The sequence below is a fragment of the Pseudarthrobacter leeuwenhoeki genome, assembly GCF_055412885.1.
Map to the genome: position 1 here is coordinate 19,996 of NZ_JBVAYY010000002.1, position 15,579 is coordinate 35,574.

At 66.0% G+C, this 15,579-nt stretch carries 16 protein-coding genes; 2 read left to right on the plus strand and 14 right to left on the minus strand.

What is annotated here, in order from left to right; all coding sequences use genetic code 11:
* Positions 1 to 39: 39 nt before the first annotated feature.
* The 14 genes from ACZYX4_RS01770 to ACZYX4_RS01835 form a co-directional block, all read right to left on the minus strand.
* Positions 40 to 1,371, minus strand: a complete 1,332-nt coding sequence (locus ACZYX4_RS01770) for an NAD(P)/FAD-dependent oxidoreductase (protein WP_463873235.1) — start codon at positions 1,369 to 1,371, stop codon at positions 40 to 42.
* Between the two features lie 2 nt (positions 1,372 to 1,373).
* A complete protein-coding gene (locus ACZYX4_RS01775; protein ID WP_463873237.1) occupies positions 1,374 to 1,694 on the minus strand; it encodes a 2Fe-2S iron-sulfur cluster-binding protein in 321 nt (106 codons plus the stop codon).
* 47 nt (positions 1,695 to 1,741) lie between these two features.
* Complete coding sequence (locus ACZYX4_RS01780) at positions 1,742 to 2,557, minus strand: SDR family NAD(P)-dependent oxidoreductase (RefSeq protein WP_463873238.1); 816 nt, start codon at positions 2,555 to 2,557, stop codon at positions 1,742 to 1,744.
* Positions 2,550 to 4,436, minus strand: coding sequence for a PEP-utilizing enzyme (locus ACZYX4_RS01785; RefSeq protein WP_463873239.1), 1,887 nt, complete (start codon positions 4,434 to 4,436; stop codon positions 2,550 to 2,552). The genes ACZYX4_RS01780 and ACZYX4_RS01785 overlap by 8 nt, the downstream gene beginning before the upstream one ends.
* Before the next feature lie 68 nt (positions 4,437 to 4,504).
* Positions 4,505 to 5,590: a PEP/pyruvate-binding domain-containing protein gene (locus tag ACZYX4_RS01790; protein WP_463873241.1), complete on the minus strand. Its 1,086-nt coding sequence runs from the start codon at positions 5,588 to 5,590 to the stop codon at positions 4,505 to 4,507.
* A 5-nt stretch (positions 5,591 to 5,595) separates the two neighbouring features.
* Positions 5,596 to 6,873 carry a cytochrome P450 gene (locus tag ACZYX4_RS01795; RefSeq protein WP_463873242.1) on the minus strand — a complete coding sequence of 426 codons (1,278 nt, stop codon included), beginning with the start codon at positions 6,871 to 6,873 and terminating at the stop codon, positions 5,596 to 5,598.
* Positions 6,874 to 7,022: 149 nt separating this feature from the next.
* Entirely contained in the window at positions 7,023 to 7,817 is a 795-nt protein-coding gene (locus ACZYX4_RS01800) for an IclR family transcriptional regulator (RefSeq protein ID WP_463873244.1), read from the minus strand.
* Between the two features lie 465 nt (positions 7,818 to 8,282).
* Complete coding sequence (locus ACZYX4_RS01805; RefSeq protein ID WP_463873245.1) at positions 8,283 to 8,519, minus strand: hypothetical protein; 237 nt, start codon at positions 8,517 to 8,519, stop codon at positions 8,283 to 8,285.
* 9 nt (positions 8,520 to 8,528) lie between these two features.
* A complete protein-coding gene (locus tag ACZYX4_RS01810; protein WP_463873246.1) occupies positions 8,529 to 8,933 on the minus strand; it encodes a hypothetical protein in 405 nt (134 codons plus the stop codon).
* Positions 8,934 to 8,992: 59 nt separating this feature from the next.
* Positions 8,993 to 9,646, minus strand: a complete 654-nt coding sequence (locus tag ACZYX4_RS01815; RefSeq protein WP_463873248.1) for a TetR/AcrR family transcriptional regulator — start codon at positions 9,644 to 9,646, stop codon at positions 8,993 to 8,995.
* 39 nt (positions 9,647 to 9,685) lie between these two features.
* Positions 9,686 to 11,320: an AMP-binding protein gene (locus ACZYX4_RS01820; protein ID WP_463873249.1), complete on the minus strand. Its 1,635-nt coding sequence runs from the start codon at positions 11,318 to 11,320 to the stop codon at positions 9,686 to 9,688.
* Positions 11,321 to 11,330: 10 nt separating this feature from the next.
* Positions 11,331 to 12,521, minus strand: coding sequence for an acyl-CoA dehydrogenase family protein (locus ACZYX4_RS01825; RefSeq protein WP_463873250.1), 1,191 nt, complete (start codon positions 12,519 to 12,521; stop codon positions 11,331 to 11,333).
* A 69-nt stretch (positions 12,522 to 12,590) separates the two neighbouring features.
* Positions 12,591 to 13,856: a 3-hydroxyacyl-CoA dehydrogenase family protein gene (locus ACZYX4_RS01830; protein ID WP_463873251.1), complete on the minus strand. Its 1,266-nt coding sequence runs from the start codon at positions 13,854 to 13,856 to the stop codon at positions 12,591 to 12,593.
* Positions 13,857 to 13,905: 49 nt separating this feature from the next.
* Complete coding sequence (locus ACZYX4_RS01835; RefSeq protein ID WP_463873253.1) at positions 13,906 to 14,454, minus strand: GNAT family N-acetyltransferase; 549 nt, start codon at positions 14,452 to 14,454, stop codon at positions 13,906 to 13,908.
* An 89-nt stretch (positions 14,455 to 14,543) separates the two neighbouring features.
* Between ACZYX4_RS01835 and ACZYX4_RS01840 the strand changes: the two genes are divergently transcribed.
* Positions 14,544 to 15,035, plus strand: coding sequence for a hypothetical protein (locus ACZYX4_RS01840; RefSeq protein WP_463873254.1), 492 nt, complete (start codon positions 14,544 to 14,546; stop codon positions 15,033 to 15,035).
* Between the two features lie 175 nt (positions 15,036 to 15,210).
* Complete coding sequence (locus ACZYX4_RS01845) at positions 15,211 to 15,432, plus strand: hypothetical protein (protein WP_463873255.1); 222 nt, start codon at positions 15,211 to 15,213, stop codon at positions 15,430 to 15,432.
* Positions 15,433 to 15,579 lie beyond the last annotated feature (147 nt).

Genomic DNA, 15,579 nt, shown 5'->3' on the forward strand with positions numbered 1-15,579 from the left:
TGCTCCTTCGGCTGGGGCCGACTAACTGTCTGAGTGGAGTTAGCTGTCCGTGGTGATTGTCTTGAGGGGTGTGGCCGGGTCCGCGGCGGCGCCGGCGGGGATGTTCTGGCCTTTGGCGAGGGCGTTTCGTACGGCCATGAAGTCCAGCGGGGCGTTGACGCAGTCCGCGGCGATGACCTGGCCCTGGCGGTAGTAGAGGACGCTGAATTTGCCGCGTTCCTCGTCACGCCGCAGCACGGTCCGGTCGTAGCCGTTGCAGAGTCCGGCGATCTGGAGTTTGAGGTCGGCCTGGTTGGACCAGAACCACGGGATGCCGGCGTATTCCTCGCGCCGGCCGGTGAGCGAGTAGGCGGCCACCTTGGCGTGTTCGATCGCGTTGTTGACGCTTTCCAGCCGGATCCGCTCGCCGGGTTCCGATCCTGGCACCGGGTTGGGCATGTTGGCGCAGTCGCCGATCGCCACCGTGGTGCCGTCCGAGGCGAGCGCGAAGCGGTCCACCACGATTCCGTTGTCCACCGCGAGGCCGAGCTGTTCGGCCAGTTGGGTGTTGGGGATGACCCCGATGCCGACCAGCACGATCTGCGCGGGCAGCACGGTGCCATCCTGGAGTTCGACGCCGGCGACGGCACGGCGACCATCGCCAGGGGCGGGGGCAGCGGTGAAGCGCCGGGCGCTCGTGTTAAGCCGGATGTCCAGGCCGCGGGCGCGGTGGGCCTGCAGGAAGTAGTCGGCGGTTTCCTCGCCGACGGCGCGGCCCACCAGCCGCGGGCCGAATTCCAGCACGGTGACGTTCTTGCCCATCTTCTGCAGGCTGGACGCGGCTTCGAGGCCGATGAACCCGCCGCCGATCACCACGACGTCCTGCGCGTCCCCCACCCGGGCCTTGAGCGCCAGGGCATCGTCGGCGTTGCGCAGGTAGAGCACACCGTCCAGGTCCCCGCCGTCGATCTCCAGTTTCCGGGCGCGGGCGCCGACGGTGAGGGCGAGGCGTTTAAAGGGGAACTGTTTGCCCGAGGAGGAACGCGCGACACCCGAGCCGTCCGCTTCCTTGTCGATCCCGACGATGTATTCGCCCTTGACCAGCTCCACGTTGTGGTCGGCCCAGTAGTCGTTGGAGCGGAAAATCAGGGATTCGCTCTCCACCGTGCCCTGCAGGAACTCCTTGGACAGGGCCGGGCGCTGGTAGGGGCGGTGGTCCTCGTCGCCGAGCAGGGTGATGTGCTCGTCGAAGCCGAGCGCCCGCAGGGAAACTGCCAGCTGAACGCCGGACTGGCTGGCGCCGATAATCAGCAGGCCGGTGCGGGTGGTGCTCTCCGGCTGCGCTGCGGCGCCGGCGGACGGCTGCTCGGCCGCGGCAACATGGGTGCCCATCGCTACACCTGGGTTTCCGGGGTGGTGACGAACAGTTCGAGCTCGTCCGTCAGGCGGAGCTGGCAGGACAGCCGGGAGTTGTCCTCGCGGTCCACGGCGGTGCCGTACAGCATCTCGTCCTCCATATCCTCCATCGGCGGGAGTTTCGATAGGCAGTCCTCGCGGACAAAGACGTGGCAGGTGGCGCAGGACAGCGAACCGCCGCATTCGGCCACGATGCCGGGAACGCCGTTGCGCACCGCGGTTTCCATGACGGAGTCGCCGGGATTGCCCTGGACGTCGCGGACGCCACCCTCGGCGTCGATGAAATGAACCGTTGGCATTGGTTCTCCTTGGGGTTGAAGTCGGAAAGTTGGCAAAAAGGGCAGACTCAGATGAACTGGCGGCCGCCGTCGACCACCATGGTCTGGCCGGTGTAGTAGGAACTGTCCGGCCCGGCCAGGAAGAGCGCTGCGCCCACAATGTCCTCGGGCTGGCTGGCCCGCTTGATCGCTCCGCGGTCCACACCGTAGTTCTCGGCGTTCTCCATGAGACCGTAGCTGGCCTCGGTGAGGGTGAAGCCGGGGGCAATCGCGTTCACTGTGATGCCCCGCCGGCCCAGTTCCTTGGCCATCACCCGGGTCAGGGCCACCACCCCGCCCTTGGAGGCGACGTAGTGCAGCCACTGCTCCGAGCCGCTGAAGATCGTGGCGCTGGAGAGGTTGATGACGCGCCCGCCCTCGGGCAGGTACGGACTGGCGGCCCGCGTCACGAGCCAGGGGCCCTTGAGGTTCACGTTCATCACCAGGTCCCATTCGGCCGGATCGATGTCCTCGAACGGGCTGCGGGTCACCCCCGCGTACACCGCGGCGTTGTTCAGCACAACGTCGATGCTTCCGTTGCCGAAGTCTGCGCAGCTTTTCGCGAGGGCCTCGGTGGAGTCGATGCTGGTGACGTCGGCGTGGAAGGCGGCCGCGGCGGCTCCGGTGTCGAGGACCAGTTTGGCCGTCTCCTGGGCACCGTCGAGGTTCACGTCCGCCACTGCAACGCGGTAGCCGCGGCGGCCGAAGCCGAGCGCGAACGCCCGGCCCAGGCCGCCGGCGGCACCGGTGATCAGGACGGTGCGGGCGGGATGGCCCGCCCGGTCGTCCTGTCCCGGCTGACCTGCATCGTTATATTCCGCCGGGGGCATATTCGGGTCAGACATGGCTGTGGCTGTGCGCCCCGGGCCCGGAGACCTGCAGTTCCGGATCCCCGGCGTCGGGAATCAGCGCGTCGAGGATCTGGACGGTGCCCTTGGTCCCGTCCACCCGCAGCCGCTGGCCGGTCTTGATCGTGGTGGAGGCCGAGCCGGTGCCGGTCACGGCCGGGAGTCCATACTCGCGGCAGACGATCGCGGCGTGGCTCATCATGCCGCCGATGTCCGTGACCGTCGCCTTGATCTTGCCGAAGATCGGCCCCCAGGACGGTGCCGTGACGGTGGCGACCAGGATATCGCCCTGCTGCACCTCGGAGAGCTGGTCCGCGTCGGTGACCACGCGGGCCAGCCCTTCGACGACGCCGGGGGAGGCTGCCATGCCGCGCAGCCCGCCGCCCTCCACCGCTTCGCCGGCTCCCAGCCACTGCTGGACCTGCTCGGTGGTGATGCCCCAGAGCATCCGGGTGAAGGGTTCGGTGATGATCTCCGGCGGGGTGTTCAGGGCCGGGGCGGGCCGGGCGGTTTTGAGCGCGTCCACGATCCCTCGGCGGCGTTCGATCTCCTCCGGCCAGTAGTCCGGGCCGATCGGTTTCGCGCCGACGCCCCAGCCGGTGACCAGGTCGAAGAGCGCGTCGCGGACCTCGTTGCGGCCCAGGTAGAGCAGGTCGTCCGGTTCGGTCCAGAAACCCTCGGCCTGCATCATGCGGCTGAGTTCACGGATCTTGCGCCAGAAGACGCCCATGGTCCAGTGCTCGATGTAGAAGTTGTGGTTCTCCACGTACGGGTAGGCGGTGGCCGCGAGCCCGCGCTTGGCGTCGAACAGCGCCTGATTTTCGCCTTCCAGCAGGTCCCGGTATTCCTCGATGATGCGGTCGCGTTCAATGATCAGGGCCTCGGTTGGGCGCATGATTTCCTGGCCCTCGTCCACACGGCGGATGTAGTCCGCGATGTAGCCGAGCGGGATTTCCTGGTGCTCGTTCCAGTACTTGTCGTGGCCGTAGAAACCGTTGCCCACGGTGAAGTTGAACCACGGGTCCTGGGCGCCCTCGTACTGGGCCGTCCAGCGGTCCCCGCCGGGGGCCGCTGCGATGGCAGCCAGGGTGGCGTCGACGTCGTCCGTGTTCCCGAAATGCGGCTGGAGCCCCAGTTCGACGGCGAGCTTGGCGAGCTGCTTGAGCTCGTCATCGGGGCGGAAGAGTTCCATGTCCACGCCCTGCACCATGGTGGCGATGGACTGGTCCGGGATGTTGGGGAAGACCTGCTTGCAGAAGTTGAAGAAGTCCAGGTACGCGATGTAGCCGAGGTTGAGGAACTCGAAGTGGTACTGCCAGTTCTGGTACACCAGCTGGATCAGGCGGTCGTAGCTCTCCAGCAGCTTCTCGGAGCCGTCTTTGCCCTTGCCGGAGAGAATGTCCTCCATGGGGACCACGTCCGGTAGCTTCGGGAAGGAGATGGTTTCCATCTCGTCGATGGTGCCCTTGACCTTGACGTGCCACTGCTTGAGGAGCTGTTCCCAGTTCTGGAAGTAGTGGCCCACGCGCTGCTCGAACAGGGGCACACGCGCGGCGATCTGGTCCTCCGGCACCGGGATGGGCGACATGTAGAGGTAGCCGAGGTGGACGCGGAACTCGATGCCGTTGGCGTTGGGGATCATCAGGTGCCGGGCGTTGTACTGGCCCAGGCACTTGACCGCGAATTCGCCGCCGATGGTCTCGAAGGGCTTGAACACGGTGGGCCAGTGCTGGCTGTCGCAGAACCAGAACTTGGCGTCCTCCTTCTCCTTGAGCTTGTCCTGGAAGACCAGGTAGTACGGGTAGATCTTTTCCCAGCCTTCGGCGCCGGCGGGGACCGCGAGCTCGGAGGGTTTGGGGAAGGACTTCAGGGACATGGCGGTCCTTTCAATACGGGCTCGGCGTTGAGCCTGGGTGACGGAGCGGACGAGCGGGTCAAAAGTTTCTAGAGGGAGGGCTTCAACGGCGCGGGGCTGAGTCCGCTGAAGTAGCCGCCGGCGGCCGCCGAGGACGGGACTGCCTGAGTGACCACCGTCGGCTTGGAGGAGTGGACGGTTTCCGGGCGGGACTGCAGCAGGAGCAGGTTTTCGCCGTCGGGCAGGTCCGCGTCGAGGGCCCATTCGATGTCCTGCGGGCACTTGTAGTGCTTTTCGGCGCGCTTGGCCATCTGCGCGACGGCGGTGAGTTCGGCGTCGGTGAGGCTGCGGCGGCCGCGGCGTTCGGCGTCGACCTCCCGCTCGACGAGGCCGCGGACCCCGGCGACGGGGACCAGTTCGGCGTGCTTGTCGCCGAGGTGTTCATTGATGACGGTCAGGGTGACCTTGTCCAGCATGATGTTGTCCGGAGTGACCTGGCCCGAAACCACCATCTCGCCCACACCGTAGGAGGAGTCGATGGTGATCTTCGAGCGGTCGCCGTTGGTGGGGTCCATGGTGATCGCGACGCCGGAGACGCGGGCGTTGACCATCTTCTGCACCACAACGGCCATCGAGAGGCCCTCGTTGGGGATGTTGTTCTTGAGCCGGTAGATGATGGCGCGGGAGGTGAACAGGGAGGCCCAGCACTGCCGGATGTGCTCGGTGACGGCCTTGACGCCGTCGAGCCAGAGGTAGGTGTCCTGCTGGCCGGCGAAGGAAGCGTCCGGCAGGTCTTCGGCGGTGGCGCTGGAGCGGACGGCCACGGGTACGGGAGCGTCGAAGCGGGACATCAGGGCCTCGTAGGCCCCCACGGTGAGCCCGCGCAACGCTTGCGGCACCGCCCGGGAGCAGATGTCCTCGCGGATGGCGGCGGAGACCTTGTCCACCTGGCCCATATCCTCGGGGTCCAGATCGGCGAGGAGCTGGTGGATGTGCCGGGTGATGCCTGCCTCGTCCATGAAGGCGTCGAACTGAACGGTGGTGACGACGAAACCGGGCGGGACGGGCATGCCGGCGGAGGTCATCGTGACCAGGGAGGCACCCTTTCCGCCGAGGTTCTCCAGCTTCGGTTCGATGCCGCCGTCGAAGAACTGGATGTATTCGTTGCTTTGCATATTTCTCAGGCCTTCCAGCTGACGGGGACGGTCTCGGGGACGCGGAACGAGAGGTTTTCGCGGAAGGTGGTCGCTTCCGGAGTCTCCAGCCGCAGCTCCGGGGCGAGCCGGGCCACTTCCTCGAGGGCGATTTTGGCCTGGAGCTTGGCGAGCATATTGCCCAGGCAGTAGTGGATGCCGTACCCGAAGGACAGGTGCTCGCGGGCGTTGGGGCGGGTGATGTCGAAGTCCTCGCCGGCGTCGAACTTGTCCTCATCGCGGTTGGCGGAGCCCATCAGGAGCAGCAGCTGCGCGTCCTTTTCGATCGCGACGCCACCGACTTCGGTGTCTTTGAGGGCTTTGCGCCGCCAGCCGACGATCGAGCCGGCGTAGCGGAGGACCTCGTCAATGGCGGCGGGGATCTTCTTGGGGTCCTCCACGAGCTGCTTCCACTGCTCGGGGCGGGCCAGGAGTTCGCGGAGGGCGTTGGAGATCAGCGTGGTGGTGGTCTCGTGGCCGGCGAAGAGCAGGCTGTAGAGGACCGAGGCGATCTCGTGGTCGGAGATCTCGGCGCCTTCCTGCTGGGACTTCACCAGGTCCGCGGTGAGGTTGTCGCCGCCTTCCTCGTGGGCCACCCTGACCAGGCGGAGGCATTCCTGCCAGTACTCGACGAGGTTGTGGGCGTGCGGGATCTGTTCCTCATCGCTGAGGTCGCCCCAGGTCATCGCGGCGCGGGAGTCGCTCCAGCGCTTGAAGGTGTCCACCTGGGAGGCGTCCGCGCCGATCAGGGTGAGGATGGTGATGGTGGGGACGTCGTAGGCGAGGTCCTTGACCATGTCGCCGCGGTGCTCGGGACGGGCCAGCATGCTTTCGAGCAGCTCGACGACGTTCTGCCGGATGAAGGGTTCCAGGGCCTTGTAGCGGCGGGGCGTGAAAGCCTTCTGGACCACGGCGCGGATGCGGGTGTGCTCCGGCGGGCGGCGGGCGGACAGGCCGGAATAGGCGGTGAAGCCGCCGTCTTCCATGATCTTCTTCGCGGCGGCGCCACGTTCACGGACGGGAGCCTGGGCGTTTTCGCTGGAGAAGGTCTCCCAGTCCTCGAAGACGGCCTTAATGTCGTCATAGCGGGAGACGACATAGAGGCCAACCCGCTCGTCGAACATAACGGGCTGCTCGGCCCGGAGTTCGGCGTATGCCGGGAAAGGATCCTTCATCTGGAACGGCTCATAGCCGTGGTGCCCGGCGGGGGCTTCGGCGCCGTGGCCAAAGGGACACTGCCCGGCCGTTTCAGTCGACGATGACATCGGGGCTCCTTGGTTTTCGGTCCCGCCGGCAGCGGCGGTGCATGCCGGGGGTTCTTGTTTCCCAGTGTGGCCCCGATCACTTCCGGAGGGCAGGACTTACTTCCACTGAGCGGAAGCCTTTTTTCCGCCCTCGCGGGTCGGGTGCCGGCTCAGTCCGTGCCCGCGACGTGGCTGCCCAGCAGCGTTTCCAGCGGGATCCGGGCCGTGGCACGCTCAATCTGGCCGGCGATGCCCCGCAGGACCGGCAGGTGCCGGGTCATCGTGGCGGCCTGGCTGGTGGGCAGCACCAGGCCGATCGAGGCACCGATCCTGCCGGCGTGGAAGACCGGCACGGCGATCGAGCAGGACCCCAGCCGGATCTCCTCCAGCGTGGTGGCGTAGCCCTGTTCGCGGATCCGGGTCAGCTCCGCGGCCAGCTTCTTGGGGTCCACGTGGGTATGGGCGGTGTGCCGTTCCAGCTGCCGGTTCAGGTAAGCGTCCCGCACCCAGTCCTCCTCGAAAGCCAGGATGACCTTCCCGACGGCGGTCGCGTGCATGGGCAGCCGGCCGCCGACCCGGCCGGCGCGGGGCACCCGCTTGGATCCGTAGACGCGGTCGATGTAGAGCACCTCATGGCCGGCTCTGACCGCCAGATGGGCGGTTTCGCCGGTGAGCGAGAAAAGGTCCTGAATGTAGGGCCGGGCCGCATCCCGGAGCTGCCGCCCGGTGTTCTGGGCCAACTCCCAGAGCCGGATGCCCAGCTGGTAGCGGCCGTTCGGCTCGCGGGACAGGAATCCCGAGTCGGTGAGCTCGTTGACCAGGCGGTGGGCGGTACTCATTGGCAGCCCGGATTTTTCGGCGATATCGGTCAGGCTCAGGGCGCCCCGGGACTTCTCGAAGGCCTCAAGGATGGCGAGGACCTTCGAGGTCACGGTCCTGCCGGGTTCGCGGCTGCCGCCGGCCATCCTGACCTCCTTGTCGCGGGCTTGTTGCCGGCGCTGGACGCGTTTCCTGCCGTCACAAGGCCCGCTGTCCACCCGGAATCGAGTCTAGTCCTGGCCGATCATAACGGGCCCCGGCCGGCTCAACGAAGAAAACCGGCCCGGAGCGCATCCCCACAAGCAACGCGGGGTCACGTGTCGCCCATCCCGAGGCCCCGGATGGGCGCGACGTGACCCCGCGTTGGGGTTGGTGTTAGGGGCGGGTCAGCCCAGATGGACGACTGGGCGATCTACGCCACGTTCCGATGATCTGCTACATCTGGGGTGTTGTGGCACCGAGCTACGCCGCCACCACGGGCAAGGACCTGACGCACTGGGCAACTCGCAAAGGACCCGACAGAAATGGTCGTTTAGACCTCCACGCAGTGCCCTCACCTTCGCAGGCTGGCGGCACTTCGTGGGTAGACGCTGAAAATCCTTGCGCAGGCTTCAGCAATTGCCGGGTGTCTCGCCGTTTCCTACGCCCTCAATCCAGTCGATGGCCTCGTCCGAGAAAGAGAAGCCTGAGGGCCCGTTCGCACCCACCCGCCAGGCGCCGGAAGCGACCGATCCGCCAGCATCCTCGATCTCACGAAGCACCTCCGCCGGCACCACGTCGCCGTTGTTTTCAATCAGCCAATCCCTCGTCGAGGGCCTCAGCTTCGGCCACCATTGTTCGATACTCATGGCCGCAGTTTACTTGCCGAGGAACGTCCGGTAACTGCTCAAAGACCCGGCCCCGGAATACCCAAGATCGGTAGGCGAAACAGCCGACGCTTCATCCACAGAGATCACCTGGATCGCCAGATTCACATCCGGGTCGCCGGCGGCGGCGTCCACAACCGCCGGAAAAGCATCCCGCAGGAGACCCAACATCGCTTCCCGGTCCGAGGTGTCGGCGTGCAGAAAGACATCCCCGCTCCGGCCCGTGCCACCGGAGGACTTGTAACTGGCATCCACGCTGGCGACGTGAACCAGCTGCTCGACCGCCGCTTTGTATTTGGCGGCGTAATCCCTGTCCGAGGCTCCCGGTTTTGCCCCGCAGCCCGCCAGGACCATGGCCAGCAGACCAACGGCCAGTACGGTGGAGATTTTTCGCATGTCACGACTCTATTCTTTTCGGCCGAGCCGGCCGACCGCGGCGCCTCCGGAGCCAGCCGCTACGCGATGCGCCCGTCGAGCGTGTTCTGGATGCGGCGCGCCACCTCAGCGGTGGGTGTGGAGCGGGGGAAAACGGCCACGACGAGGTCATCCGCTGCGGGGGCGGCGGACGGGTCACCCGGGGACAGGACGCCGAAGATCCGGCGTACTGTCAGCAATTCGTGTTCCAGGTTCTGAAGGGAACCGCGGGGGGAATCCAGCATCATTTCGCGCAACACATAGTTGTGCGTGGACGTGACCGCTGCAGCGAACCGGATTGCATCAAGTGCCGCCAGGCCAGGGAGTACCTCCCGGAGGTAGTCCGAGAAAATGCGCTCATAGCGGGATACCATGATCGTTTCCCGGTCCCGGAGCGCGGGCACCGCCTGCACCACGTGATAGCGTTTTTGAGCAATTTTCCGGCGTTCAGAGAACATCCCAAAGACGAGTGCCGCGGCCTGGCACACGGCTTCCCACGGGTCGGGATGACTCGCGGCCAGATAGCTGCCCAGTTGATCGAGCAAGGCTTCGTGGTCTGCAAAGATCACGTCTTCCTTGGCGCGGAACTGGCGGAAGAACGTACTCCGGGAAATCCCTGCCGCCAAGGCAATTTCTTCGACGCTGGTCGGGTCGTAGCCGTTGTCCGTGAACAGATCCAGGGCGGCCTCGGCCACCTCGGAACGGAAATTAGCCACTGACGCCGGCCTTGCCGCTCACTTGGCGGCTTCCTGGCTGAGAGCCGCGGCGCTGACGCCAAGGGCGCGCAGCTGGGACTTCAGGACCTTGCCGGTGGAGTTGTGCGGGAGTTCATCGGGGAAGAGGATTCGGTCCGGCACCTTGAATCCGGAGAGCAGGCCCTTGACGTGCGCACGGATGTCCTCGGCCGTGACCTGACTGGAACTGCTGCGGATGACAAAGGCAACCGGACGTTCGCCCCATTTTTCGTGCGGGACGCCGATCACGGCCACGTTCAAAACCGCGGGGTGGCTGCTGATGGCCTGCTCCACCTCAATGGTTGAGATGTTCTCTCCGCCGGAGATGATGATGTCCTTGGCCCGGTCCTTGAGCTGGATGTAGCCATCCGGATGCATCACACCGAGGTCTCCGGTGTGGAACCAGCCGCCGGCGAAGGCCTCGGCCGTGGCCTCGGGATCCTTGAAGTATCCGAGCATCACATTGTTGCCCCGCAGCACGATCTCACCCAGCGTTGTGCCGTCCGCCGGGACGTCGACCATGTCCAGATCCACGATGCGCGCCGTCTCGGCCTGCAGCATCCCCACTCCCTGCCGTGAGATTTTCACGGCCCGGTCCTGGGGGGACAGATCATCCCACTCTGACTGGTACTCGCAGATCGTGTAGGGGCCGTAGACCTCGGTCAGTCCGTAGACGTGCACCACGGTGATTCCGAGTGAGTCCAGGGACGTGATGATCGCGGGCGAGGGCGGGGCGCCCGCCGTCGTGATCCGCAGCGGTGCCGTGAGCTCGTGCGCCTGGGGCGCTTCGGCGATGATGCTGCACACCGTGGGGGCGCCGCAGAGGTTGGTGACGCCGAGGGTGTCGATGGCGTCCCAGACTGCGTCCGCGCGCACGGCGCGCAGGCAGATGTGGACACCCGCCACGGCGGTCACTGCCCACGTCGTGCACCAGCCGTTGCAGTGGAACATTGGGAGTGTCCAGAGATAGCGGGTGTCGCCGGTGAATTGATTGTGGATGGTTTCCCCGAGTGAGTTCAGGTAGGCCCCGCGATGTGAATACAGCACACCTTTGGGCTTGCCCGTTGTTCCTGAGGTGTAGTTCAGCGTGATGGGGGCGCGTTCGTCCTGGACTCCCCACGGGAGATCTGCGTCCGGGCTGCCCGGGGCCGCGAGGAAATCCGCATACCGGGTGGTGGCCATGCCCGCCGGGACCACCGGATCGGGGATGGTGCTGTCGGGCACGTCGATCACGTCAATCAGCTGTGTCAGGCCAAGGTCCAGCCCCGCCACGGTGCCCAGCAGTTCCGAATCGGCAAACAGCAGCCTGGCCTCTGAGTGTTCCAGGATGTACTGGAGTTCCCGGGCGGTCATCCGCGTGTTCAAAGCCACCAGGACGCCCCCGGCGAGGGGAACGGCGTAGTGGGCAATCAGCAGTTCAGGCACATTGGGACACAGGAAGGCCACGCGGTCGCCTGGCTGGATCTTGCTCCTGATCACCTTGGCCAGCTGTTGGGCTTCGGCGGCGAAGTCCGAGTAGGTGTAGGAGCGGTCGCCGTGGATAATGGCCTTCTTATGTCCGAAGACCTCGGCGGAGCGCTGGAGGAACCGCAAGGGGCTCAGCGGAGTTTCGTTGGGACTCTCGATGGTGGTCATGGCGGATCCTTTAGGCGAAGGCGCTTTGTCCGGTGACATCGCGGCCGATCAGTAGGGTCTGAATGCTTTGCGTGCCTTCATAGGTATGGATGGATTCGATGTCCAGCAGGTGCCGGATCACGTGGTTTTCCAGAAGGATGCCGTTGCCGCCCAGCATGTCGCGGGAAATGGATGCCAGCTCGCGGGCCTTGCGGGTGTTGTGGTACTTCGCCATCGCGGCCTGGGTGGGGCGCATCAGACCGGCCGCATCAAGACCCGCCAGGTGGACACAATGCAGCTGCATGCTGGTCAGCTCCGAGAGCATGTAGGTCAGCCGTTCCTGGACCAGCTGGAACTTTGCGAGCGGCTTGCCGAACTGTGTCCGCTGCGTGGCGTAGTTCAGCGCGGCTTCGTAGACGGCGGTGGCGTGGCCCAGGGCCGACCAGGCAACGCCCAGGCGCGTGGCAACAAGGACCTTGGAGGTGTCCTTGAACGTGCGCGCACCAGGGAGCAGATTGGCTTTGGGGATGCGGACGTTGTTGAGCCTGATCCGGGCCTGGTGTATTGCGCGGAGCGACGCCTTTCCGGTGATGGTCTCGGCCTCGTACCCCTTACGGTCCTGCTCCACCAGGAAGCCGCGGACATCTCCGGCGTCATCGCGTGCCCAGACCACGGTGATATCCCCCACCGCGCCGTTGCCGATCCACTTCTTCTCTCCGTTGAGGATGTACTCCTCGCCGTCGAGGGTGGCGGTGGTTTCCAGTGCCACGGAGTCCGAGCCGTGGTCCGGTTCCGTCAGGGCGAAAGCACCGAGCTTTTCGCCCCGGCCCAGCGGGCCAAGCCAGGTCTCGCGCTGGGCTTCGGACCCGAAGAGCGCAATCGAGCGCATTGCCAGGCCGCCCTGGACTGCGATCACGGTCCCGAGCGAACCGTCCCCGCGGGAGACTTCCATGTTGACCAGCCCGGCGGCCAGGGGCGACATCAGGTCCAGGCCCGGGACGTCAATGCCGTCGGCCAGCAGGTTCATGCTGCCCATCCGCTTCGCCAGGTGGGCGGGGAACTCGGCGCGCTCCCAGTAGTCGTTCATCTGCGGCATTGCCTCCGCGGTGAAGGCCCTGGCGCGGTTCCAGACTTCACGGTCGCGGGCAGGAATATTCGCAAAGACGGAGTAGTAGTCGGTGTCGAGTGGTTCGGAGACGTCATAGTCAGGCATGGCTTGCATCCTTAGCTGAGGAATTGAGGATCGGGCTGGAGGGAGGCGGCGCTTGTTGGGACGGTCCGCGCGCAGTGGCTATCCGGCAAAGCCGGGGCCGGGGTGGAAGTCCTGTCCCCACACGCGACGGGAGGCGCCGCTGAGGTCAAGCATCGGTGTGATGCCCCCCTGATGTTCCGGGAAGTTGGCGCCGAGCAGCATGCACAGATCCACGTCGGCGGGTCCGGCCACGACCTTTTCGGCCAGCATCAGGCCCACCTCTTCCGCCAGGGCATCCAGGATCCGCGCCCTGATGGTCTCCGCGCCGGGGGCCGGAAGGCCGACGCCGGCATTCGGCAGCAGGGCGGCCGCCCCGGGAAGCACGGTGCCCGATTTATCGAGATAGCCGCGCAGACGCGCCTCCGCAATGGCGGCCAGGCTGGTGCTGACATAGAAAGGGTCCGGATAGGCGGCGTGCATGGTCTCGCAGATATGCAGCTGGACGGCGGGCCCGATGAAACCCAGCAGGGTCAACGGGGTCATCGGCAGTCCCAGCGGATCCAAGGCGTGGTCTGCCAGTTGAACATCCGTCCCGTCATCAATGAACCGGAGAAGTTCGCAGAACAGCCGGCTCAGGATCCGGTTCACCACAAAGCCCGGCGTGTCCGTGACCAGGACCGCCGTCTTGCCCAGAAGCCGGGCGAGCGAACAGGCAGAGGCCACACTGACGTCGTCGTTGTCTTCGGTACTGATGATTTCCACCAGCGGCAGCACCGCCACCGGATTGAAGAAGTGCAGGCCCACCAGGCGTTCCGGATTGGCCAGGCCTCGGCCGATTGCTGCCACGGAGAGGGACGAGGTGTTCGTCAGCAGCAGCGCATCAGCGCGCACCAGGGGCTCTATCTCAGCGAAGACGGCCCGTTTGACGCTCAATTCCTCGAACACGGCCTCAATGACCACGTCGCAGTTCCGGAATTCGCGCTTGTCCACCGTTCCGCGGACAAGACTGCCAACTTCCCGCGCCGCCGTTTCAGTGAGCTGCCCGCGAAGAACCAGCTTGTCCAGGTGTCCGGCGATCCCGCTCAGTGCCGCATCCACCTTTGCCTGGGACAGATCGGTGATCAGCACCGGAACCCCAAGCTGCTTGGCGAAGAGCACGGCAAGCTGACTGGCCATGAGCCCGGCTCCGATGACTCCAACGCGTCGGACAGGGCGCGGGTCTGCGCCGGGCGCGCCCTGCGGCCCTTGCCGTTCGGCGGACAGGAGGGCGGCCGCATATGCGCCGGCCGACTTTCCGGGGACCCGGGAGACAGCTGTGCCGGCCCCCGCGGGCGTGGCAGTTTCAGCGACATTGTCAGGAACCATGCCACCGTTCTACCGTGAAACTGAGTCTCACGTCAATAGGTACTGAGTTTCAAGCGGGTGGTTGCGGCCCGGGGTGCGGCGTGCAGCCTCCGGCTGTGAATGCTCTTTTCATGACAACGCGCGGCCAGGCCGCCAAACCGTGGTCACGTTCGGACTGCACGATCTGCCGGATGCCATCCGACCATTGAGCTTCAGGCACCTCCCGGAAACCCAGGCGCCTGTAGTAGGGGGCGTTCCAGGGAACGTCTTCAAAGGTCGTCAGGGTCATTTCATCCAGGCCGTGCTCAGTGGCCCAGCGGGCAGCTTCCGCGATGAGCATCCGTCCAATACCGCGGCGGGCGTATCGAGGGTGGACGGTCACCTGCTCGATATGCGCGAACCGATCGACGACGTCGAGCAGGAGGTAGGCGATCGGATGGTCCGCGGAATCGGTGGCCACCCAGGCCCTGCCATCGTGCTGGTAAACGGCCAAGGCATCCAGGGCGGACGGCGGATCGTCCGCGATCGCTGGCATGCCGATCAGCCGGAACGCCTCGCCCGCGGCGGCCTCGATGCCGCGCATTTTCGACAGGTCCTCTGCCCTGGCATCCCTGATCATACGGACCAGTCAACCAGACGCGGAGGTACGGCCATCCGACACTCGAGGCAAGCCGGGCGGCCCGGCGGGAACCTGTCTAGACTGGCGAAATGAGGTCGAACTGGGGGATCTTTCGCTCTGCCGTCGTGCTGATGACTGCCGGCCTGCAGCTGACCGCTTGCGGCGGGACCGACGTCGTGTGCCCCGCAGTTGGCTGGGTCAGCACCATCACCGTGCGTCTCGAAGGCGACCTCACCGCCGTCGACGACGTTCAACTCTGCACCCCGGAGGGCTGCTCCGTTCCAGACGTCGCCGCGCCTCAACCCCCTTCACCAAAATCAGCGGTTCCCAGCTCACCGGGCGACCCCTCACCACCCACGGCCCCCTTCTCCGCCACCCGGACAGCGGTCAATTCCTGGTCGTTCACCGTCCGGGGCCATATGCCCGGCGAAATGAAAACCCGCGTGCTCGCCCAGGACGGCGCCCTGCTCGCCGAGCAGCAATACCAGCGGGAGTGGACCAGGGCCGGCGGCTCGGACGAATGCGGCGGTCCCATGACAACACAGCCCATTACCCTCCAGCTCCCGGGCCGCCAGCAGTGACCGCGGGCGCCCGCCGACGAAAGGACCGGACTTCGCCCTGGAGGAGTGCCCCATTTTCCAAGACGGCTCCGTCGGGGACCCGAAGCGCTGACCAGTTGCCGGTCAGGTTTCCGTTGCGATGGCCGGAAGCCGCGGCGTAGCATCCCTCCTGTCAGGCCATTCGGCGGGAGGATCCATGGACGGGTATGCCGAGCTGCGGGCGTTCCGCGCCGCCCACCCGTACCGCTCGCTGACAGTCGGCGGCGTCGAATGGAAGTACATCGCGGGACCCGCCACGCCGCACGCCGGGGAGGTTCCCGCCGCAGCTGAGGAAGCCAGACCGGCGCTTCTGATCCTGGGCGGCGGATTCTCCTTCGGCGATTCCGCGTCTGGATCTGGCGGCACAACAGGACCGTGACGCCGCGCCGGCATTCGAGCGTCCGGAGGACGTGCTGTTGATCGCCGCTTCCTCGAAGGCCACCGTCGACGCTGGATGCCCGGCTTGCCTGTTTCCGTGCCAGCCACCCGTACCGAACGCTCGACGTCGACGGCGCCCGCTGGCGCT